Origin of the sequence: Rhodococcus sp. IEGM 1351, assembly GCF_030056875.1 — a bacterium.
In the GTDB taxonomy this organism is placed as follows: Bacteria; Actinomycetota; Actinomycetes; order Mycobacteriales; family Mycobacteriaceae; genus Rhodococcus_F; species Rhodococcus_F opacus.
On the sequence record NZ_JASHKU010000006.1, the window covers coordinates 311650 to 331624 of the forward strand.

Annotated in this window: 18 protein-coding genes and 2 pseudogenes; 8 read left to right on the forward strand and 12 right to left on the reverse strand. The window is 63.3% G+C overall.

Annotation, left to right across the window (positions count from 1 at the left end; all coding sequences use genetic code 11):
* The first annotated feature begins 59 nt into the window (after window positions 1–59).
* A complete protein-coding gene (locus QM806_RS13490; protein ID WP_283291709.1) occupies window positions 60–1304 on the forward strand; it encodes a PucR family transcriptional regulator in 1245 nt (414 codons plus the stop codon).
* A 412-nt stretch (window positions 1305–1716) separates the two neighbouring features.
* Here the strand turns inward: QM806_RS13490 and QM806_RS13495 are convergent, their stop codons facing one another.
* Window positions 1717–2337: a TetR/AcrR family transcriptional regulator gene (locus QM806_RS13495; RefSeq protein ID WP_043788646.1), complete on the reverse strand. Its 621-nt coding sequence runs from the start codon at window positions 2335–2337 to the stop codon at window positions 1717–1719.
* Between the two features lie 91 nt (window positions 2338–2428).
* Between QM806_RS13495 and QM806_RS13500 the strand changes: the two genes are divergently transcribed.
* On the forward strand, window positions 2429–3790 hold the full coding sequence (locus QM806_RS13500) for a cytochrome P450 (RefSeq protein ID WP_005564470.1): 1362 nt from the start codon (window positions 2429–2431) through the stop codon (window positions 3788–3790).
* Between the two features lie 54 nt (window positions 3791–3844).
* Window positions 3845–4030, forward strand: coding sequence for a transposase (locus QM806_RS13505; RefSeq protein WP_283291712.1), 186 nt, complete (start codon window positions 3845–3847; stop codon window positions 4028–4030).
* 604 nt (window positions 4031–4634) lie between these two features.
* Here QM806_RS13505 and QM806_RS13510 read toward each other — a convergent pair.
* Window positions 4635–5435, reverse strand: coding sequence for a crotonase/enoyl-CoA hydratase family protein (locus QM806_RS13510; protein WP_133986767.1), 801 nt, complete (start codon window positions 5433–5435; stop codon window positions 4635–4637).
* 116 nt (window positions 5436–5551) lie between these two features.
* Here QM806_RS13510 and QM806_RS13515 point away from each other — a divergent pair, with 116 nt between their 5' ends.
* Window positions 5552–5713 (forward strand): Dabb family protein, encoded by a 162-nt coding sequence (locus tag QM806_RS13515; protein WP_240482972.1) that lies wholly within the window; start codon window positions 5552–5554, stop codon window positions 5711–5713.
* Window positions 5714–5895: 182 nt separating this feature from the next.
* Here the strand turns inward: QM806_RS13515 and QM806_RS13520 are convergent, their stop codons facing one another.
* Both QM806_RS13520 and QM806_RS13525 read right to left on the reverse strand, forming a co-directional pair.
* A complete protein-coding gene (locus QM806_RS13520; protein ID WP_005264727.1) occupies window positions 5896–6096 on the reverse strand; it encodes a tautomerase family protein in 201 nt (66 codons plus the stop codon).
* A gap of 362 nt (window positions 6097–6458) precedes the next feature.
* Entirely contained in the window at window positions 6459–6632 is a 174-nt protein-coding gene (locus QM806_RS13525) for a hypothetical protein (protein WP_283291716.1), read from the reverse strand.
* Between the two features lie 230 nt (window positions 6633–6862).
* On the opposite strand from QM806_RS13525, the pseudogene QM806_RS41670 reads away from it, so the two are divergent.
* Window positions 6863–6979: pseudogene (locus QM806_RS41670) on the forward strand (integrase core domain-containing protein); the annotation flags it as partial.
* Between the two features lie 136 nt (window positions 6980–7115).
* On the opposite strand, the gene QM806_RS13530 reads toward QM806_RS41670, so the two are convergent.
* The 7 genes and pseudogenes from QM806_RS13530 to QM806_RS13555 all read right to left on the reverse strand — a co-directional run bounded on the left by QM806_RS13530 (window position 7116) and on the right by QM806_RS13555 (window position 15181).
* The gene (locus tag QM806_RS13530; RefSeq protein WP_133985598.1) at window positions 7116–8369 is read right to left on the reverse strand and encodes a CaiB/BaiF CoA transferase family protein; all 1254 of its coding nucleotides are present in this window, start codon (window positions 8367–8369) and stop codon (window positions 7116–7118) included.
* Between the two features lie 114 nt (window positions 8370–8483).
* The gene (locus QM806_RS13535) at window positions 8484–9932 is read right to left on the reverse strand and encodes an aldehyde dehydrogenase (protein ID WP_037207671.1); all 1449 of its coding nucleotides are present in this window, start codon (window positions 9930–9932) and stop codon (window positions 8484–8486) included.
* A gap of 222 nt (window positions 9933–10154) precedes the next feature.
* Window positions 10155–11024, reverse strand: coding sequence for an SMP-30/gluconolactonase/LRE family protein (locus tag QM806_RS13540; protein ID WP_037207674.1), 870 nt, complete (start codon window positions 11022–11024; stop codon window positions 10155–10157).
* Window positions 11025–11058: 34 nt separating this feature from the next.
* Window positions 11059–11355 (reverse strand): Dabb family protein, encoded by a 297-nt coding sequence (locus QM806_RS13545; protein WP_054248004.1) that lies wholly within the window; start codon window positions 11353–11355, stop codon window positions 11059–11061.
* Window positions 11352–13001, reverse strand: coding sequence for a flavin-containing monooxygenase (locus QM806_RS13550; RefSeq protein ID WP_054248005.1), 1650 nt, complete (start codon window positions 12999–13001; stop codon window positions 11352–11354). Before QM806_RS13550 ends, QM806_RS13545 begins: the two co-directional genes overlap by 4 nt.
* Before the next feature lie 257 nt (window positions 13002–13258).
* A pseudogene (locus QM806_RS41675) lies at window positions 13259–13803 on the reverse strand (IS1634 family transposase); the annotation flags it as partial.
* A 610-nt stretch (window positions 13804–14413) separates the two neighbouring features.
* Window positions 14414–15181 carry an IclR family transcriptional regulator gene (locus QM806_RS13555; protein WP_043788657.1) on the reverse strand — a complete coding sequence of 256 codons (768 nt, stop codon included), beginning with the start codon at window positions 15179–15181 and terminating at the stop codon, window positions 14414–14416.
* 240 nt (window positions 15182–15421) lie between these two features.
* Here QM806_RS13555 and QM806_RS13560 point away from each other — a divergent pair, with 240 nt between their 5' ends.
* The 3 genes from QM806_RS13560 (at window position 15422) to QM806_RS13570 (ending at window position 18747) form a co-directional block, all read left to right on the forward strand.
* Window positions 15422–16600 (forward strand): acyl-CoA dehydrogenase family protein, encoded by a 1179-nt coding sequence (locus QM806_RS13560; RefSeq protein ID WP_054248006.1) that lies wholly within the window; start codon window positions 15422–15424, stop codon window positions 16598–16600.
* Window positions 16600–17688 (forward strand): acyl-CoA dehydrogenase family protein, encoded by a 1089-nt coding sequence (locus tag QM806_RS13565; protein ID WP_005264737.1) that lies wholly within the window; start codon window positions 16600–16602, stop codon window positions 17686–17688. Before QM806_RS13560 ends, QM806_RS13565 begins: the two co-directional genes overlap by 1 nt.
* A 552-nt stretch (window positions 17689–18240) precedes the next feature.
* Entirely contained in the window at window positions 18241–18747 is a 507-nt protein-coding gene (locus tag QM806_RS13570) for a mycothiol transferase (RefSeq protein WP_005564483.1), read from the forward strand.
* On the opposite strand, the gene QM806_RS13575 is transcribed toward QM806_RS13570, so the two are convergent.
* Window positions 18732–19964 carry an oxygenase MpaB family protein gene (locus tag QM806_RS13575; RefSeq protein WP_283291722.1) on the reverse strand — a complete coding sequence of 411 codons (1233 nt, stop codon included), beginning with the start codon at window positions 19962–19964 and terminating at the stop codon, window positions 18732–18734. The two genes, QM806_RS13570 and QM806_RS13575, sit on opposite strands and share 16 nt — an antisense overlap.
* Between the last annotated feature and the right edge of the window lie 11 nt (window positions 19965–19975).

Consider the following 19975-nt stretch of genomic DNA (forward strand, 5'->3'; position numbering starts at 1 on the left):
ATCAGCCAATTGGACCCTCGTCATTTGTGCTCTGGGTCCAATTAGAGGGAGGTATCGACGTGTCCGCTGACGACATGGTGCTTGCCTGGCTCCGGGAGTTCGCTGCGGAGGCGCTGGTGCCCGGCACCCTGGATGGTCTCGTCGCGAGGTTCGACGCCGTGATAGTGGCCGAGGTTCCCGAGGTTTCCGCGGACCGAGAGTTGCGACGGGACCTCGATGCCAGCACCCGTGACCAAGGGCGCGCACTGCTGGTCTGGCTCACCGGAGACTCCGCAGAGGTGGACCTCCCACCCGCGGCACATGGTCTCGCGCGCACAATCGCCCGACGGGGCCTGCATCTGAGGGTATTGATGCAGATCTACCGAGTCGGCCAGAAAGCTCTGCTGAGATTCGCCGCGGAAACAGCAAGTGAGCGCATCGCCGACCCGGTATTGGAACCGAAAGTCCTGATTCGGCTACTGGAGCGGGCGAATCACTGGCTCAACGTCTCATTGGAGGTACTCGCGGATACCTACAGCGAGGAACGAGAGCGGGGATTGAGCGGCGCGTTCGCCCGGCAGGCAGAAACGGTGCAGGCGATCATCCGAGGCGAGATCGCCGATACCGTGGCAGCCTCGAATCGTTTGAATTACCCCTTGCTCGGGCATAACACCGCACTTGTGCTGTGGCTCGAGGACACACAGTCGAATCAGGCCGAGGACGGGATCGGCGTTCTGGACTCCGCCGCCCGTGCGGTTGCGGCCACGATCGGGGCTCGGCAAATGCTTACTGTGCCGTCCGGATCGCGAGGGCTCTGGGCATGGCTGGCGGCGGAAGTCGAGCCGGATCTCACCGCATTGGACATCGGTCCGGATATCCCGGACGGGATCCGGATCGCGATTGGTAACCCGGGCAAGGGAATTCGGGGATTTCGGCAGAGTCACACCGAAGCTATTGCTGCTCAATATATCTCGGAATCTCGACCGGCCGAGACTCGCCTCATTTGCTATGCGGACGTCGAAATTGTCCACCTGCTCGACGGCCATCCCGACGCGGCGAGGGCGCTGGTTTCCCGTGAACTGCGCGGCCTAGGCGGTACCGATGCAGCCTCCGCAATGCTGCGCCGCACGCTGCGCGGCTATCTGACCGTGAACCGCAGTCCGGACGCGGCCGCTCGGGCGCTCGGCGTGCATAAGAACACCGTGCGTTACCGCATCCAGCGCGCCGAGGAGTTGCTCGGCCGCCCCGTCGGACCGAACAGGCTGAAGCTGGAACTCGCGCTCGAATACGCCGACACCTACGGTCCGGTCGTTCTGAAGGAGTGAAAAGGCACCTCCGTCGGCGAGTGCGCCCCAAGCGCTGGCCCTGCACACTGATCGATGCCGCATAGTGCAAGTGTTGGGTAGCCCCGTGTACAGCAGTTCGTCGCAGCGTCAGGACCTTGACCTTCCTGTGCATCGAGGGCGTCTGCCTCGATAGGTAAAGCCGGATTGCGCAATCTGTCGTTCGCTCTGGCCGACGAACCGCCCCCCATGGCATCAATGTGGGTACCGTCACCCATCGGTGGCGTAGTCCAGTCGGGAATCTTCTTCGATCCGGATCTGATTGCCGAGTCGTGCTGGTAACTTGTCGCCAAGGCCTAGGCTACCCACCCGATCGTGAGCCTTTCATATCGACGATCTCGAACAACGCGCCCGTGTCCCGTCGCCAACATTACGAGCCCAAGCGCCGCGCCCCTCATCGGTGTGCGGTGGAGGTGAATTGATATGTTGCCGCATCGACGATCTCGCCGGGCGTGATGGAGATCTCGTCGTTCAACCATGCGGTGACCAGCTCGGCCAAGCCGCCCACAAACAGCAGTCCGTTGATTTCACCTTGATGTGGTGGCCACGCTCGGTCTCCGTACATGCGCGTGGCTTCGTCCGCCACCATCTGAGCGAAGCCCCGCAGTGCTGCGCGTCGGTGGGTGCGCAGAGGTTCGGACGCGGCGGATTCGATCATCGCAACACGTCCCTTGCGTGGATCTTCGGTGAGGATGGTGACGAACGACGCGATGGCATTTCGTACGCGTTGTTCGATCGTCCCGGTGCTCGCTCGAAGCGCATCCAGTCCGGCCTGACGGACCTCGTCGGCGATGCCGTCCAGGATCTTCTGTAGGAGTTCGTCTCTGCTGGTGAAACTTTCGTAGAAGTATCGCTCCGTCAACTTGGCGTGCGCGCAGATGGCGGTCATGGTGGCGCCGCCCTTGCCTGTGGCTGCAAACACGTCCAATCCCGCCTCGAGCAGACTCTCGCGGCGCAGTGCTGCACGTTGGTCGCCGCTCAGGCCAGCGTATCGACGGGGCGTAGGGGGAGTCATGGATCGATATTGACAGACGTGATCTCGATGTCGCAGACTACGCTCATCTGACAGGACGCGCTGTCAGATGAGACGGGAGTTGAGGTTCGTCATGTCCAAGATCCTGGCCGTTCCACCCGCACAGTCGCAGTTGCAACCGGTCTCGGGGCGATCGGGGCTGCCCGGCGTCGGGCACGTACTCGAATACATCCGAGATCCACTCGCATTGATGCAAAAGAACTGGGACCGTTACGGCGAGGTCTCCTGGTTCTCGATGGTCGGTCGGCGTTGGGTCGCAGTCCTCGGACCCGACGCATGCCAGGAAGTGCTGCAGAACAAAGATCGGGCATTCGTCAACGGTGACGGCTGGTCGGTGCTGATCGGCCCCTTCTTTCACGGTGGCCTCATGCTTCTCGATTCGGAAGAACATCTACGACACCGTCGAATCATGCAGCAAGCCTTCACCCGATCGCGCCTCGAGAATACCGTCGACGTTCTCAACCCGGCGATCGATTCGGCGCTCGACGCCTGGACTCCCGCCGACGGATTCCGCGCCTACACGGCGCTCAAGACGCTCACTCTCGATCTCGCCACCGACATTTTCATGGGTGGCGCGGAAGGGTCTACCGAGAGCGAGATTTCCTCGGTGAAAAAGGCTTTCGTCGATTGCGTGCAGGCGGCAACCTCAGTGGTCCGCTATCCGGTCCCGGGGACCAGGTGGAAGCGAGGACTAGACGGACGCCGAGTCCTGGAAGACTTCTTCCGGCAATACCTACCGGCGCGTCGATCACACGAAACGGACGACCTGTTCTCCGTGCTCTGTCACATCGAATCCGAAGCAGGACAACGCTTCAGCGACGAAGAGGTGGTCGATCACATGATCTTCCTCCTGATGGCCGCGCACGACACCTCCACGATCACCATCTCCACGATGATGCAGTACCTGGGTCAACACCCGCAGTGGCAGGACAGATGCCGGGCGGAGTCGCTCGCGTTGGGGACCCCGGCGCCGAGTTATGCCGATCTCGACGGACTGGACAGCCTCGATCTGGTCATGAAGGAATGCCTCCGGATCGTCTCTCCGGTGCCGGTCATGGCGCGCCGAGCGGTTCACGACACCCAGGTGCAAGGGCACTTCGTGCCTGCGGGAACCTACGCGGCGGTAGTGCCACATTTCACCCACCACATGTCGCAGTACTGGCCCGAACCCGAGCGTTTCGATCCCGAACGCTTCGCGGAGCATCGACGTGAAGACAAGGTGCACCGATATGCCTGGGAGCCCTTCGGTGGTGGCGTGCACAAATGCCTCGGAATGCACTTCGCCGGCGCCGAGATCAAAGCAATCATGCATCACCTCCTCCTGCGCTTCGACTGGCACGTCGACGCCGACTACGTCGCCCCACTCAACTTCACGTCCTTGCCGTTCCCCTCAGACGGACAACCTGTCGATCTGCGTTTGCTCGCTACTTCTTGAGGCAAACTGGGGTGGTCTGGCGGACCCTTTAGCTTTAGCTGGGAGTCCGAGCCCTTGTGTGGGCACGCCGCCACGTTCGCCGGCTACACCGGCACCCCCCCGATCGAGGCGTTCTCCGGCGACGTCGTGCGCCACCGTCTTTCCCGCGCCGGAGACCGGCAACCGAACTGCGCCCTGCACACCATGGCTATTACGCAGATCGGTCGAGACACACCCGGCCGCGCGTTATTGCCCAACTGAAACGCGCCGCCGGAAAGAGTCACAGGGAAGCGTTGCGCTGCTGGAAGAGGCGGCTCTCGGACGTCGCCTGTCGGCAGCTTCTCCGCGACTCGGCGACAGAGTTGGCGGCAGACCCGGGAGGACACTTGGGGGCGGCTCTATCGCCCTGCGCGGCAGGCTGACACCCCGCACACCGGACCAGTCACTTCCCTGACCCACCAAATTCCACCCTACAACCGGAGCCACAGGTTCGGCTTTGACACAGAGAGCGGGACCACCTCATCGGGGAGTAGGACCGCCAGCGCCGATCCCCATGCCCTCGGCCCGATGTCCGATCAGTTGCCGGCGCGGTGTCCGGAACGTCTGGGCCGCTGCCGTTCCCGGGCGGCACCTGCCGATGACGGTGTGCCGCGCCTGGGTGTGGCGGGCCTTCGGCGACCCGGCCGCCGCCAACTTCTCGCCCATCAAGTCGGGACCGCTACTCAAACACGAGGTGCTCTGGGAGACGGGAGCCGGCCTGGCAACCTCGATAGATCCTGCTCGTTTGTGGTTCTCATACTGAGCTCGCGGGCGGCTGGGCGGTCATTCTCCGGTGATACCGACCCAGCCTCGAGCGATGCAGGTGCTACTCACCTATGAAGGAACCCGGACGCTTCTCCAAGAACGCGCTGACGGCCTCCCGGTGGTCGGCGGTGTGATGGGACAGCGGTTGCATGGCAGCGGACAACTCGAGCAAACTATCGAGACTCAGATGCTGGGATTCACGCAAAAGCTTCTTTGCCATCCGCACCGAGTTCGGCGGATTGACCGCTACGCGCTCCGCCAGCCCGCGCGCCTCGTCGAGCAGCTGCTCCGGGGCGACGACCCGGGAGACCAGCCCCCATTCCAGTGCAGTCGCCGCGTCGACGCGGTCCCCGGTCAACGTCATCTCGGCAGCGCGGGCCGCGCCGATCGCGCGTGGCAGCAACCACGCTCCACCGTCCCCGGGAATAATGCCCAGCTTGACGAAGCTTTCTGCGAAGAAGGCTGTGTCGGAGGCGATCCGCATGTCACACATGAGCGCGAGATCGCAGCCGGCGCCCACTGCGGGGCCGTTCACCGCCGCAATCAGGGGGACGTCGCAGTTGTACATCGCCCGAGGTATACGTTGAATTCCCTTCCGATAGCCCTCGCGCTGCTGGTGAGGCTTGCCTCCGAAGAGCCCGCGGCCTTCCGCCATGTCCTTCACGTTACCGCCGGCCGAGAACGCGGAACCGGCGCCCGTCACGATGACTGCTCTGGTCTCATGGCTGGCATTGACAGCGGCCACGCACGCTACGAGCGCGTCGATCACGTCCTCACCGGAGATCGGGTTGCGTTCTTCGGGCAGATTGATTGTCCAGGTCTCGATAACACCGTCGCGCTGGACGAGAACGGGATCATCCATGAAAGTTGCTCCTTGTGTGAGGGTCAATCAGTCACGATGACTGACTTATAGTTGTTGGTCCCGACTTCGGCTGCCGTCCGCAGATTGTTCAGTATCGGCACGGCCGAGATCTCGGAATCAAGGACGGCAACGCCGACTACGCCGTTTCCGCAACATTTGATGGCATCGACGAGTTTCGCGCGTACCTGACACATCCCGACCACGTGAGGTTTGCCGAGGAGTTCGTCTCGGCGATGGCTGAGACCTACTCATCGGTTCAGGTCGAATTCTCCTCCTAGATCCAGGCCGCAGTGGCAGTCCGCCGAGTCGGCGTGGTGCCCTACGCTCAGCAGGTGAGCGGAGGGCACCACGTCCAGTTGATCGGGGGCGCCGACGTTCAGTGAGAACGGAGGGTGGGTTCCGGCCTCTCGCGCGACCGAGGTGGCCGAACGAGAAGTCGGAGTCGCTCGCCGAACGTCGGTCAGGCCGGCTTCGAGGCTCGTTCGGTCAGAGTCTCACCGCCGATGGCCCAATCGTCCTTCGACACTTCTTCGATCGTCACCCAGACACTTGCCGGTTTCGCTCCTGTCGCGTCCACGTATGCAGCGGTCAGCTTTTTCAATAGCTCGCGCTTCGCTTCGGCGGATTGGCCGGGGGTCTGGGTCACATGCAACAGCGGCATAGCGTGCTCCTTGAGGGTTTTTGTTGGGAAAGGCACTCGACAAACCACTTCGCTAATCGAGATCAGTTGATCGGCGGGAACCGTGCCACGGCCAAGGGTAACAGCCTTGAGTATCGATTAAAAAGGTTGGGGTGCAACGAATATGATGATACAGGGTTGGTGGGTCGTGTCACTTTAGCTTGCAGTCAAGTAAGTGTCACATAGCCATTCTTCATTGTGGATAAGACCATCTTCTCCGGGGCCTTCAGAGTTGATGGGCGAAAGCGCGCGGTACGAACATGAGTTGTCTGAGCAATTGTGAAACACCATTACGAGATTGGGCGTGAATCTATGATCGAACTCGATCGCGACTGGCCGCGGCTTCACGTGGTGGCCTCGACCGCCCCGCCGCACTGCGCGACGACGCCGAGGCGCTGCGGGAGGGGTGGCCGACGGCGCGACTTCTGCGAGTCAACGGGCTCGGGCAGGTTCGTCTCAAGGAGAAGCATGTGCTGCTGGAACCGGCCTCCGACCGCTACTTCGAGCCTCCCGCGCATGCGGTGCTGCTCGGTGTCTTCGACGGGGACCACGAATGGGCAGTGCGGGGCGACGAAGGTTTCAATGATCGCTTACTTCCAGGCCGGTGCGATGGCTCGCTTGGATCGAGTTGGACAAGGCGTTCGCGCTGTGGGGTGGACCGCCGCTGGTGTTGCGGATGGACAACGGACCGGAGTTCGTATCCACTGTGCTGCAACAGTTCTGCCGGGATCGGATCGGTATCTGTTAGATCTCGCCAGGGACACCGTGGAACAACGGACTCATCGAATCCTTATACAACCGACTGCGGAAGGAATGCCTCAACCGCAATCACTGGACGAGTCAGCTCGAAGCGAGGGTCGTGATCGGAGACTTCAAGGACGCTAGGACCGTTCGGGCGGCGATCATGTCAGTGAAGCCCACCGACCTTGCGAGCTCGCCGGTGAGGGCCCGCATTGGGGAACGGTGCCAGCGGTGCTCCCCTCGTCGAGTAATCGGCCCCGCTACTCCGGCAATACCCCGGAGCCGCGTAGACACGCAACCTCGTTCTCGGAAAATCCGAGCTCGGCGAGAACAGCGTCGGTGTCGGCGCCGCGGTGGCGAGGGCCGAATCGCACCGAACCGGGGGACTCGGACAGCTTTACTGGTACGCCGATGCCTCGGTACCCGTCGCATTCGATCACCATCTTTCGGTGCCGCACCTGCGGAAGGTTGAGTGCCTCCCCGACGTTGTTCACGGCCCCCGAGGGAACACCGGCCAGTCGAAGTGCGGCGGCCAGGGCCTCGCGCTGCCAACCGCCGATGAGTCCGCCGAGGACCTTGCGCAGCTGTACTGCGTTCGCCATACGATCGGTATTCGTCGTGAACCGTGGGTCCTCGGCGAGCCCGGGCGCGTCTAACGCGTTGGCGAGCGACCGGAACTGCCGGTCGTTGCCGGCACCAATGAAGAACGGTCCGTCACTGCAGATGAACGTCTCGTAAGGACAGATGGTGGGATGGGCGACGCCGGTGCGTTCCGGCGCGACGCCGGTAGCGAACCATTTGCCGGCGTGTGGGTGCAGGATCGACACCGCGCTGTCGAGCAGCGCGAGGTCGACAAGCTGCCCGCGCCCGGTCTCGCGCCGCACGTGCAGCGCCATGAGGATGCCGTTCATCGCATTGAGGCCGGTGATGATATCCACCAGCGGGATCCCGATCCGCATCGCCTCGCCGTCAGCTTCGCCGTTGATACTCATCAGCCCGGACAGTGCCTGAAGCACTGCGTCGTACCCGGGCGCGCCACCAAGCGGCCCGTCGGTACCGTACCCGGTGATCCGGCAGTGTACGAGGCGCGGGAACTCCGCGGCGAGTACTTCGTCGCCCAGGCCCCACCTCTCGAGCGTCCCGGCCTTGAAATTCTCGATCACGACGTCGGCCTCGGCGAGCATTCGGCGCAGGAGTTGCTGTCCTTCCTCGATTCGTAGGTCGACGCTGATGTTGCGCTTGTTGCGGTTGAGCCCGTCGAAGTACGTGCTGTGGTCTTCTCTGACGAACGGCGGGCCCCAACCGCGGGTTTCGTCGCCGGCTGGTGGCTCTACTTTCGTTACGTCCGCACCGTGGTCAGCGAGCATCTGCCCGCACAGTGGTCCGGCGAGCACCCGCGACAGGTCGACGACGCGAATGTCTGTGAGCGCGCCAGTCCGCGGAGGCAGCGCGGCTGAATTGGAAGAGGCGTCCCAGGCGTCGGCCGAAAGGGCGTTGACTGTCGAGTTGGTCATGGCTGCTCATTCTGGTGGGTATTGAAGGGTCGGGCCGGCCGAGGGGGAAGGTAAATCATGACGCCTCTAGGCATCCAATTGAACAGGGAGTGGGGTCGGAAGGCTCCGAGGCGACTAGACATAGATGGACCTGTATTCAAGATAGTAATCCAGCGCCTCAGGGCCGAATTCTCGCCCAATTCCGCTGTGCTTCACGCCACCGAAGGGGGAGCCCATGTCCATCGAAAAATAATTGATCCCCATTGTGCCAGACCTGATACGTGACGCGATATCTAGGCCATGCTCGTGATCCTCAGTAAAGACGACCCCGCCCAAACCGAAGACGGTGTCATTTGCGATACGAACGGCCTCATCCTCGGACTCGTACGGGATAACGGAGATGACAGGACCGAATATCTCCTCCTGCGCCAGTCGACTGTTATTGTCCACGCCTCCAAAAATAGTAGGCGAAACAAACCACCCTCGCGTTAGGCCATCAGGCGGCTCGGCGCCGCCACGGACAAGCTGGAATCCCTCAGACTCCCCAAGCCGGATATAGTTTCTAACTCGCTCTCGGTGTTGATCGCTCACCATCGGGCCCAAAGTGACCGCGTCGTCAAGCGGGTCCCCCATCGCCAGATCATCCACATAGGCAGCCAGGACATCTAGAACTTCCTGGGAACGACCATGGGGAACCAAGATACGGGAGTTTGTGGTGCATGTCTGCCCCCCGTTCTTGAACACAGCGTCGTCCAGGCTCCTAGCGAAGACATCCAGGTCCGCATCAGGGAGCACAACGGCCGCCGACTTGCCACCGAGCTCGAGCGATACCCTCTTAAGGGACCGGCCTGCCGCCTCGCCTATCGCCTGCCCTGCAGCCGTTGACCCGGTAAATGCAATCTTGTCCACACCCGGATGGGCCACAAGGGCCTCGCCCGCGCGAACGCCACCAGCAACAATGTTGAGGACTCCGGGCGGCAGACCTGCATCTTCCGCTGCTTCCCCGAGCACGTAGGCGTCAAGCGCAGTTTCGGGGGCTGGTTTCAAAACGACAGTGCACCCAGCGGCGAGAGCAGGAGCGATCTTGGCCATAGCCAGCAACTGAGGATAGTTCCACGCAACGATTGCACCAACAACACCGACTGGCTCTTGCCGCACAATGGTGTGCCCCTTCTTGCTGGGGCGGCGAGTCTCAAAAGTCCGTGCCTCGGCGAGCTCAGCCATTGAACGCAGTATCGCTACCGGGGCCGCAGCGTTACTGATAATCGATAAAGGCCAAATCATGCCATTCTGCTGACTGACCAAGCGCGCGGTGGATTCTCCTCGGCGCTCGAGGCTATCGGCGAACCGCCGCATAGTCTCGGCCCGTTCGTGCGGGGTGGAACGCCCCCAGGGGCCGTTGTCGAGTGCTGCCCGCGCGGCCAAAACAGCTTCGCCAATCTCCGAAGGACCACCCATTGCGGCAACGCCCAGCGGCCGCTCGGTTGCTGCTTCTGCAATAGTAAATAATTCTGGGTCGACAGCCTCTCGCCACTGACCGTTAATATAAAACTGTCTGCGGTCGGCGCCACCGGCTGGGGGCATAATGTAACCTCTCTAACGTGGTCATATACCTTGTCTTCCAAGGTTGCTTGCGAAAGACGATTACGGTCAATACGCTGCCGCAGCCAAACGAAGGGCAAAGCGCTGGAGCGTCTACAGTTGAAGCGAATGACTAGATGACTGCTCGGCACCGTACCGATCGGACCGTCTCGGGCCCGATCGAACTCCGTACGGACGGCCCACATCTAGGGATATCAGGCCGGCCTACTGTGCGACGCCACGTCGATTCACCTGCGCGGTGCGGACGGTGCCTTGTGACTTACCTTCACCGAACTGCTCGAGAGTGGTCGCATTGCAAAACATGTACAGCACATCCAGGTCTGATCCGCCGAACGTGCACGCAACAGCCCAGGCGTCAGGCACCAGAACGGAATCGGTGATCTCGCCGCTCTCCTCAACGCGATAGAAGCCGCTCTCCGGACCGTTGGTCAGGCCATTGCCGAACCAGACGCCACCTTCGGTGTCCAGTGCAATCCCGTCAGGGTGCATGCTCTCGTCGAGTTGTGCCCACACTCGGAAATTAGTCAAAGAACCATCGGCGTTTACGTCAAAAGCATCAATCCGGTGACCGAAAGTCTCCGCGAGGAGCAAAGTTCGACCGTCCGCACTAAGAGCAGCTCCGTTCGGGAATGTCGCATCGCCTTCAACTCTGCTTACGTTGCCCTCGGGTGTTACGTGGGCCAAAGTTGTTGCCTTCGGATCCTCAGCCCCGAGGTCAAAGCCAAAGTTACCAATGTAGGCATGTCCGGACGGCGATACCAGCATGTCGTTTGCCATTCCGCGGGCGATATGCGCGATATCGGCGTACTCGCTGACGGATCCGTCGGACGCGATTCGCACAACCTTCTTCTTCGTCGGATCCAAGAGGACCACTAAGACCGATCCATCCTGTAGGAAACCGAGCCCAGACGGTGACTCTTCGAGCGTCGCGAATGCAGTGTGGCTGCCGTCCTCTTCGAAATGAAGGACGTGCTTGCCAAAAAAGTCGCTGGCCCATAGTCGACCATCGTGCCAGCGTGGTGCTTCGAGGTAGCCATGCCCACTGGATATTGTCTGCAGTGAATGGTTCTTCATTGCCTGCCCTTTCGGTGGTAGACCTAGGCGCTAGTCACGCCTCAAATTGCACTACGGTGTATTTCGCCGCGAACTTGGAGAGCAGCTCCTTTGCGCGAATATGAGCAGGATGCACGTCGTACTCGGCGTAGCCTGTTGGATCATGAAACGCAGCGGAAATCCCGTAGTCGCTGCTCACGTCGCGCGAACTGATGTCTCTTCCATGAGCGTAGGCATGTAGCAGTTCTGTACATTCGGCGGACAGCTGATCAAGCGCAATTGCGAAAGCCGATATATTCGAGTCATCGATCGACTGGGTCCATGATATAGCGACCAAGTGATGAAAAGTCATGACACGGTCAGCCCATCGGTATATCCGGACTCCTTTTCCTTCTGCCAGAACTGCAAGTATGTCGGCACGCCGTTTAGATACTGCAGCATCTGCATTTTCTTGCCTGGAATGTTGCCCCCGTTATACCAAGACTTCGCCCGATTGAATAGCGCCGTGTCGTCGGTCTCGTTGATGTGCGCGGTCCAAGCTTTGTCCGCTTCAACTGTCGATTCGAAACGGGTGAGTCCGTTTGACCGAAGAAATTCGAAAAAGTCGACCATGACCTCGCCCTGAAGCTCGGCGTTCGTGGACCCGTTCGCAAATGCAGCAGGACTCTGGGGGCCGTAGACGAAAATGGCGTTCGGGAACCCGGCTGTGACTGCTCCGAGGTACGCGTCTACGCCCTGGCTCCATTTGTCACGTAAAGTGACGCCATTCGCGTTCTGAACGTCGATCGAGGTTAGTGCGCCGGTGTTGTTGTTGAAGCCTGTAGCGAGAACGATAATGTCGAACTCGCCGTGCTCGACTCCGTCGGCTGTGCGAATCCCAGTTTCGGTGAATCCGACGATCGGGGTCTCTTTGGTGGAGACAAGAGAGACGTTCGTCTGATTCATCACCTCATAATAGTTTTGATGGAGGGCCGGCCGCTTGGCTCCGAAGGGATGAGGGGCGATTTCTGGGACCAGCAGCTCTGCTTTGACTGGGTCTTTGATCTGGGGCTTGATCTTGTTCTTCCAGAACTCATATGTCAGCGCATTTGTTTCGTCATTGAATAGATAGTCCGAGAAATTTCCCAGCCAGAATGCGAATCCGCCCTGATCCCAAAGGCGCTCAAAGACAGCATTGCGCTCGTCCTCTGGGGTTTCGACACCGCTCCGGGGGTCAAAGTCGTAGTCGATCGCTGCGTGGGTTTCGCGACATTTCGCGGCAACATCGGGCATTTTGTTCTTCAGGGCGGCTTGTTCCTCATCATCCAAGTACTTCTGTTGCATAGGCAACGAAATATTCGGAGTGCGCTGGAAAACCGTGAGGTTTTCGACTACTGGGCCTGCTTCCTGCACTACCTGAACAGCGCTTGCGCCGGTTCCGATAATCGCGACGCGCTTTCCCGTCATGTCCAGATCGGAACGCCATCGGGCGGTATGAACCAGTTCTCCTCGGTACGCATCCATATCTGGGATGGATGGTGTGTAGGGTTCCGTGGTCGACCCTGTAGCGAACACCACAAACCTTGCCCGGAAAGTGGCTCCGTCCTGTGTTTCGAGGTTCCACATCCGCTGCTCTTCGTCGAACGTCGCGCCCACGACCTTAGTGTTGAATCGACTGTCCTTGCTCAGGTCCAGTTTGGAATCAACATAATTGAAATAGCTACGCATTTCCTCATGATCGGGGTACATCTGCGAGAAGTCCCAATCCTTCCAGAGGTATTCGTCAGTGAACTGATATACCGGTGCGTGGCTGTCCACCCTTGCTCCCGGATAGCGATTAAGGCTCCATGCCCCGCCGAAACCGCCACTGGCTTCAAGGAGGATCACAGAGAATCCCCGGTCCCGAAGATGGCGTAGCTGATAGATGCCACCGAAACCACCACCGACAACGATGACGTCATAGGTAGGTGTTTCTGCAGACTGTGCCAGGTCGTTCTTTGGAGCGTGGATTGCGGTCATCGATTTGGACCTTTCGAACGCTGAGATGGGGCAGGGTTGCCGCTCGCTGTAGCCCTCTGATCGGAGGTGATTAGAGGACCGAACGAGCTGGAGGGGAGCGAGACCTGGAACCTGTGTGACTGCGACCAAGTCTCGCTTGGGATGTGGTGTACACCATAGGCTTCAGCCTTCAAGTCCGCAACTAAAGAGAATAATTCATAACTACGTAAAACACGGACGCTTCAGTAGTGTTTTGCTGCGTTGGCCGCGCGGCGCGGGCGGGCGATGGCTGGAGCGGCGAGCACGATGGTCGGGTACGCCTCGATCGACTCGCGGGTGCGGTGGAAGACCGGTCAGGCCTTCAGTTCGGACTTGGCGAGGCGGAAGAACTGCTCGACTTTCCGCAGGGTGTGATAGGCGGCCACGACCGCCTTTCCGACCATCGCGGTCGGCTCGATGTCGGTGACCTTGCCCTTGTGGCCGGCGGACTGGCGGGCCCGCTCGATTGATGCCTCATCCAGGATGACGCTCTGTCCGGTGACCTTGACGGATCGTTACCTTCGTAGTGGTTCTGCCCGGTCGCCTACGCACTGGGTGCGGTCGATCTGCGCGTTAGTGGTGCGCCGGTCGCGTTGGCGCGCTGCCACTTTTAGTGCCACACCACCCTGCGGTCGCGCCGGTCAGGGCCCTGGCCCATCGAGCGGGTCAGCTCCGCGGTGTCACCTTCGGCGATAGTGTTACCGCGGCGGCCGAAGTGATCCTCGAGTTCCCTGGTGGCCTTGGAGGTTCGGGAGGCGACGATGAACGACAGCCCCGCAGGTTGGCGTTGATCGTGTTTCGGGGGGTGCCTGGACGCCGATGTCTTCGAGCGCCCGGTCGTGTCGAGTTTGCTGTTCGGCTCGATCAGTCCGGGCGCACACTAGCGACTTTGAATGTCTCATCGCCGATCTCATCGAACCCCAGCGCCTAGTACGTCCCGGCCAGGTCGGCCCACAGGACCTCGCTGGAGCGCGAGCGCACCACCGCATCCCCGCCGCGCGGGCCTGCGACTCCGGCTCCAGCTCGAGACGCGTCTGATCAGCGTCGATCCTGCCCCTGGTCACCGCCATCAACGTCGTGAGATCGCCCTCGGTATGAGCGAACCCGATGTGCTCGACTAACCTGCGGGTCGCCTCGCCCCGCGCGTTCTTCGCCGCACCGGGAACGACCTCAGTGGCACGAAGCTCTCCTGTTGGGGGAGCCCCAGCACCAGCCGTTGGAGTCACTGCTCTCGAGCTGTCGGCCGCTCTGTGGGCGCTCGCGCATCACACCGAGGTCCACCGGGCAAACGCGCCGGCAAGTATCAGGGGCGTCGACACGAGAGATCGCGTTCGTCCTACGTGTGTGAGAACGTTCGTGCACTCGGCATTCGCACGGAGTCGCGCGCCTAGCGGTCAGCGAAAGCCCCACTCCTCGGCGTGCCGGAGACAGATCTTAGCGAGCTCGTCGCGCCGCTCTATGATCGTCTCGCGAACGCCGACCACACCGAGTGTGGCGATGGTTCGGCCGCGTTCCCGGAGAGCCACCGACACGCCGTCACCGCGTTCGACAGCCACGCCCGGGGCTGCACACACGCCGGTGGCCCGTAGTGCCTCGAGGGCGTAGAGGAACTGCTCGATGTAGTCGGCGTCGGCCACCGGGCGGGAGTTGAGGTAGGCCCAGATGTCGCGCTGCTCGCGGTCGGCCAGTAGCAGCCACCCCGCGGACGTGCGCAGCAGGGAGCGCCGCAGGCGGTTCTCCGCCAGGTACGCGTACTCCGGTTCAGAGGAGACGTGGTCAACGTAGAACAGGTCGTCGCCCACCGAGGTGGACAGCGCGATGGTCAGTCCGGCCTCGGCGTGCACTTGCTGGAGCTGTTCGTGACTTATCGACGTGACCGGGGGGCGTCCCGCGATGACGTTGAGCAGGTAGGGCGCTGTACCGAGGGTGTAGATACGGTCGCGCTCGTCGAGGTAGCCGACGGCGACGAGACCGTTGAGCAGCCCATGCACCGAACTCACTGGGGCGTTGAGAGCCTTTGCCACGGCCGTGAGGGTGAGACCGGCACCGGAGCGGGCGACGAGCTCGAGGATTGCCGCGACCCGGTCGATCATGCGATGGCGGGGACGCTCGGGAACCTGCTCGAAAGGTACGGCTCCGGCGGCCGGAGAAGTTTCCGTCATTGCGAAAGCGTAGCAATGGCATCCGAGCTCAAGAGATAGCGTATATACGTAGTCTGCTTCGCTATTGTGTATCTCTGGCGTTTCTGGGACACTTTCCAAGTGATGCGGGGCATCCTCCGCGGCAGGGCGACCCCGCGGTCTGGACTGACCCTTGATTTGACTGTGCGCACTCCCCGAACAGCGGCACAGTCGACCCCGATCGCCCGGGCGCCGCCCGGGCAGGACTCATCAGGAGGTCCCATGAGTTCGACTCTCGCGCCACCTACCACGGTGGCGACCGATGAGATGAACGCCCTGCGTGCCGAGGTACGCGCGTTTCTCGCCGAGGAGGTCGACGCCGGGCGGCTCATACCCTGGATCGACACCTGGCTCACCCGCTGGGACGAGGACTTCACCCGACGCCTCGCCGAACGCGGCTGGGTCGGGATGACGATCCCCACGGAGTTCGGTGGCCGCGGCCGAACCCACCTCGAGCGCTTCGTCGTCACCGAGGAACTGCTCTCCGTGGGCGCCCCCGTCGCCGCGCAGTGGGTCGCCGACCGACAGATCGCCCCGTCCCTGCTTCGCTACGGTACCGAGGAGCAGAAGCACGAGTACCTGCCCCGCATCGCCGCCGGCGAGTGCTGCTTCGGCATCGGCATGTCCGAACCGGACTCCGGCTCCGACCTGGCCAGTGTCCGCACCAAGGGCGTTCAGGTCGACGGCGGCTGGCGGATCACCGGGACCAAGGTGTGGACCTCCGGGGCCCAGCACGCGGAGGCCTTCATCGCGCTGTGCCGCACCGAACCGCTCGACCCCTCGCACCGTCACGCGGGTCTGAGTCAGTTCATCGTCGACCTGCGCAGCGAGGGCGTCACCATCCGGCCGATCGTCTCCCTCTCGGGGGACCACCACTTCAACGAGGTCGTCCTCGAGGACGTTTTCGTGGCGGACTCAATGGTCTTCGGCACCCTCGGTAACGGTTGGGAACAGGTCAACTCCGAGCTCGCCTTCGAGCGCAGCGGCCCTGAACGGTTCCTCTCCTCGTTCCGCCTGTTCGCCGCGGAGATCGGTGCGATCTCCACCGGAGCCCTGCCCGAGCGCAGCGACCTCGGCCGGACCGTGGCCCGGATGGCCGGACTGCACAACCTCAGCCAGAACATCGCCGGCGCGTTGCAGCGCGGTGAACCCGCCGACACCCCGGCAGCCCTCGTCAAGCTGCTCGGCACCGCCACCGAGGGTGACATCGTCGACACCGTCTCCACCCGGCTCGGCGACGAGCTGGCACCCGGTTTCGCCGGCACGAACGGCACCGCCGCGGTCGCCGAGATCCACGGCCTGCTGCGCGCGGGCCTCCACCAGCGCCCGGGCTTCACGCTCCGCGGCGGCACCAACGAGATTCTGCGCGGCGTCATCGCGCGGGGACTGGGGATGCGCTGATGACCACCGCCACGACCGTCGACCTCTCCGTCGACGAGGACCTGCAGGCGATGCTCTCCGACGTCGTCTCCGGTTTCTCCGGCCCCGACGTCCGGCCCGACGCCGACGCCGTGTGGTCGACACTGCGGGAGGTCGGCGTCGCCCGGCTCACCGCGCCCGAGGACGCCGGGGGCAGCGGAGCCGGCTGGGCCGAAGCCGCCGCGCTCCTGCGCACCGCGGCTGCCGCCGGTGTGGCCGTCCCGTACGCCGAGACTGACCTGCTGGCCGGGCCGCTCCGGCGCGCCGCCGGGATCGACGACTCGTCCGACTCCACCGCCACCGTCGCGCTGCTCGATTCCTCGGGGACCGCGCACGGTGTCCCGTGGGCCGGTGCCACCGCCACCGTCGTGTGCGTGCGCCCCGCCGGCGATACCCACGAGCTCGCGGACGTGCCAACCGACCGGTTGACGATCACTACCATTGAGGGCATCTCGGCAGTGCCGACCGGCTCTGTCACCGTCGGTGAGGGCATCTCCTGGTCACCCGTATCCACCGCGGCCGTCGAGGCGTACGTCCTGCGCGGCGCGCTCGCCCGTGCATTGCAGTGCGTCGGCGCGATGGACGGCATGCTCGCCTCGGCGATTGAGCACACCACCGCCCGCAGCCAGTTCGGTCGCGCCCTGGCGAAGTTCCAGTCCGTGCAGAACCTCGTCGTCGACATCGCCGCCGAGTCCGTGCTGGCCCGCGCTGCCGTGGACACCGCGCTCGCCGACGCCCTCACCGACGACCTCGACGGCGAGCTGTCCCAGTTCCGCGTTGCGGTCGCGCGCAGCGTCGTTTCGCAGGCCCTGGCCGTGGCGGTGCGCAACGTCCACCAGGTGCACGGCGCGATCGGGACCACCCACGAGCACACCCTGCACCGGGTCACCCTTCCCGCCCTGCAGTGGCGCGGCGAGTTCGGGTCACCGGCGTTCTGGGAGGGGTTCCTCTCCCGCGCGGCCATTGTCGGCGGCATGGACGGCGCGTGGCCGATGGTCGCCGAGGGCGCCCGCGTCGAGGGCGCCGCGAGCCGGTACCTCGACGCCGTGATCGCAAGGTCCGTGTCATGAAAACGGAACCGCCACGATCTCCTCCGCAGCCGAGCCTTCAGCTCCCTACTCGAGGCCGAACACAGAAGCCGACCACAGCCGACACCCTCACACCTCCGCCCAACCCGCCCACACCGAACCGATCCACCACCGCGGCAGCCGCGACATCGATCGCCGCCACCACGTCACCACACCCGGTGCCGGGGTTGCTTTCGGGATCTGCACATCGACCCCCGCGGACACGGCGACAGCGGGCTTACACGTCGAAGATCAACGACACGCCGATCAGTGGGAAAACCTCAGGCAGCAGCACGAAACTCCGGAAAGGAACCCGTGCTCGTTCCATATCCCTCGCCGCCGTCGCCAGCCCACAATCCTGGGGGTACCTCCCGCTCGCGGGGGCGATCTCGCGTTCTCCGGAAGCCGTGACGCTCGGCGGTTCGGATCGTCACCGGCGAAGCCCGGCCGTGGTGGTCAGCGGCCGCCCGGGGTACTGGGGACATGTCGTGCCGGTCCTGTGAGCCCGAGGGGGGTCATAGTGGAACGTGATGTGAACACGACGAAAGGAAGATCGTGGACCATAGCGCGCTGTTGACCGACGCCTTCGATCGCATTCAGGAGACCGTGCATTCCACGCTGGCCGATCTCCCCGCCGACGCCCTCACGTTTCGGGTGGACGCGAAGGCGAACACCATCGCCTGGCTGATCTGGCATCTGACGCGAGTGCAGGACGACCACGTCGCCGGTGTCGCGGGCACCGCGCAGGTGTGGACGTCCGGCGGGTGGGTGGAGCGCCTCGACCTCCCGTTCCCGGTTGCCGACATCGGTTATGGGCACTCCGCGGACGAGGTGGCGAAGGTGCGGACCGGCGCCGACCTCCTGCGGGGATATCACGATGCCGTGCACGACCGCACCGTCGACTACGTCCAGTCGATCGGGCCGGACGACCTCGACCGGATCGTCGACGAGAACTGGGATCCGCCAGTCACTCTCGGTGTCCGGTTGATCAGCGTCGTCTCCGACGATCTGCAGCATGCCGGGCAGGCGGCGTACGTCCGCGGCATCTACGAGCGCCGCTGAACCCGCGACGACGTCTCGTTGGCGGCGAGCCACGCCTCCACTCGCCGCCGGGAGCGTCGGCCGACGCGTTCGCGGACGGCCGGACTCACTCGGGCCGCACCGTGCAGCGTCCCGTTCCCCACCAGCGCCAGCGGAGCGAACCAGGCGGGCACGACCGGCAATCCGAGTTCTCGCATGCCGCGCTTGCCGGAGAACATCCGCTGGATGCTGAGCAGGCGCTGGCGGTTGAGCCGCCGTCGCAGGGACTCTGCGTGCGGGTAGTGGAACGTGGCCCACGCCTTCTGCAGTGAGTCGGCCAGCACCCTCGAGTTCTCGTCGGGGCCGGGAGCGAACATCCCGATCTGGCACATGTTGCGGCGTCCGGTGTTCTCGTCGTCGACCAGCCAGTGCTCGTCGATGCCCATCAGCCAGCCGATGTACCGCCACAGGTGCATGACGTCGCGGCCCTCGTGAGCGGAGACCCACACCCCCAGCGACCGGAGTCCGACGAGGAACGTCGTCGAGAAGAGGGCGAGCGTCCCGGCCTGATCCGACTGGTTGATCGGCATGCCCCAGTCGGACACGTCCCAGCTCTCGTCCTGCAGCAGGGTCAGATTGACGAACGCGTGCATCAACCGCACGTGGACGGACAACTGCCAGCCCCGGCGGTCGCGATCCATGCCGCCGGGCAGGACGCACTCGTACCACCACCGCACGGTCTCGGCCACGCGCTGACCGGCGCCGTCCCCGACCAGCCTGCCGGTGGCCACGAGTTGGCGGGAGGTGGCGGCGCTGCGGTAGCCGTTCATCAGCGAACCGGTCGCGAGCAGGTCGAGTCCGGTCATTCCGCTGCGCAGGCAGACGGCGGCCCCGTGCTCGAGGCGCCGGTCGTCGACCCACGACGGCCGACGGTCCACTGCGTCGAAGAAGGCGACCAGCGGCGGCGCCGCGTCGGGCACGCTGCCGATGCCGTCGGAGAGTGCCTGGGAGAACTGGGCCATCGTCACGGTCTTGTCGACGAGGACGGCCCGCGCCAGTGCGGCACCGATCTCGTCCTGACGGACCACCGCCCGGGCGTGAAGTTCCCGCTCCGCCGGGGTGGGCGTCGGGTCGCCGTGCACGAATCGCGACAGCGTCCGCATCGAGCGGCGACCCCACTCCGAGTCCATGTCGAACCGCCGCGGCGGCGTGAAGTCGGAGAAGCCGGGCGCCGACTCCCGGGACTGGGTTTCTGTCATTGCGGTGCACT

What these genes read in the sequence shown, in the direction of transcription:
- QM806_RS13495 (WP_043788646.1), bottom strand. Translation starts at nt 2,337, where the DNA reads ATGACTCCCCCTACGCCCCGTCGATACGCTGGCCTGAGCGGCGACCAA.
- QM806_RS13500 (WP_005564470.1), top strand. Translation starts at nt 2,429, where the DNA reads ATGTCCAAGATCCTGGCCGTTCCACCCGCACAGTCGCAGTTGCAACCG.
- QM806_RS13510 (WP_133986767.1), bottom strand. Translation starts at nt 5,435, where the DNA reads ATGGATGATCCCGTTCTCGTCCAGCGCGACGGTGTTATCGAGACCTGG.
- QM806_RS13520 (WP_005264727.1), bottom strand. Translation starts at nt 6,096, where the DNA reads ATGCCGCTGTTGCATGTGACCCAGACCCCCGGCCAATCCGCCGAAGCG.
- QM806_RS13525 (WP_283291716.1), bottom strand. Translation starts at nt 6,632, where the DNA reads ATGCGCGGGAGGCTCGAAGTAGCGGTCGGAGGCCGGTTCCAGCAGCAC.
- QM806_RS13530 (WP_133985598.1), bottom strand. Translation starts at nt 8,369, where the DNA reads ATGACCAACTCGACAGTCAACGCCCTTTCGGCCGACGCCTGGGACGCC.
- QM806_RS13535 (WP_037207671.1), bottom strand. Translation starts at nt 9,932, where the DNA reads ATGCCCCCAGCCGGTGGCGCCGACCGCAGACAGTTTTATATTAACGGT.
- QM806_RS13540 (WP_037207674.1), bottom strand. Translation starts at nt 11,024, where the DNA reads ATGAAGAACCATTCACTGCAGACAATATCCAGTGGGCATGGCTACCTC.
- QM806_RS13545 (WP_054248004.1), bottom strand. Translation starts at nt 11,355, where the DNA reads ATGACTTTTCATCACTTGGTCGCTATATCATGGACCCAGTCGATCGAT.
- QM806_RS13550 (WP_054248005.1), bottom strand. Translation starts at nt 13,001, where the DNA reads ATGACCGCAATCCACGCTCCAAAGAACGACCTGGCACAGTCTGCAGAA.
- QM806_RS13555 (WP_043788657.1), bottom strand. Translation starts at nt 15,181, where the DNA reads ATGACGGAAACTTCTCCGGCCGCCGGAGCCGTACCTTTCGAGCAGGTT.
- QM806_RS13560 (WP_054248006.1), top strand. Translation starts at nt 15,422, where the DNA reads ATGAGTTCGACTCTCGCGCCACCTACCACGGTGGCGACCGATGAGATG.
- QM806_RS13565 (WP_005264737.1), top strand. Translation starts at nt 16,600, where the DNA reads ATGACCACCGCCACGACCGTCGACCTCTCCGTCGACGAGGACCTGCAG.
- QM806_RS13575 (WP_283291722.1), bottom strand. Translation starts at nt 19,964, where the DNA reads ATGACAGAAACCCAGTCCCGGGAGTCGGCGCCCGGCTTCTCCGACTTC.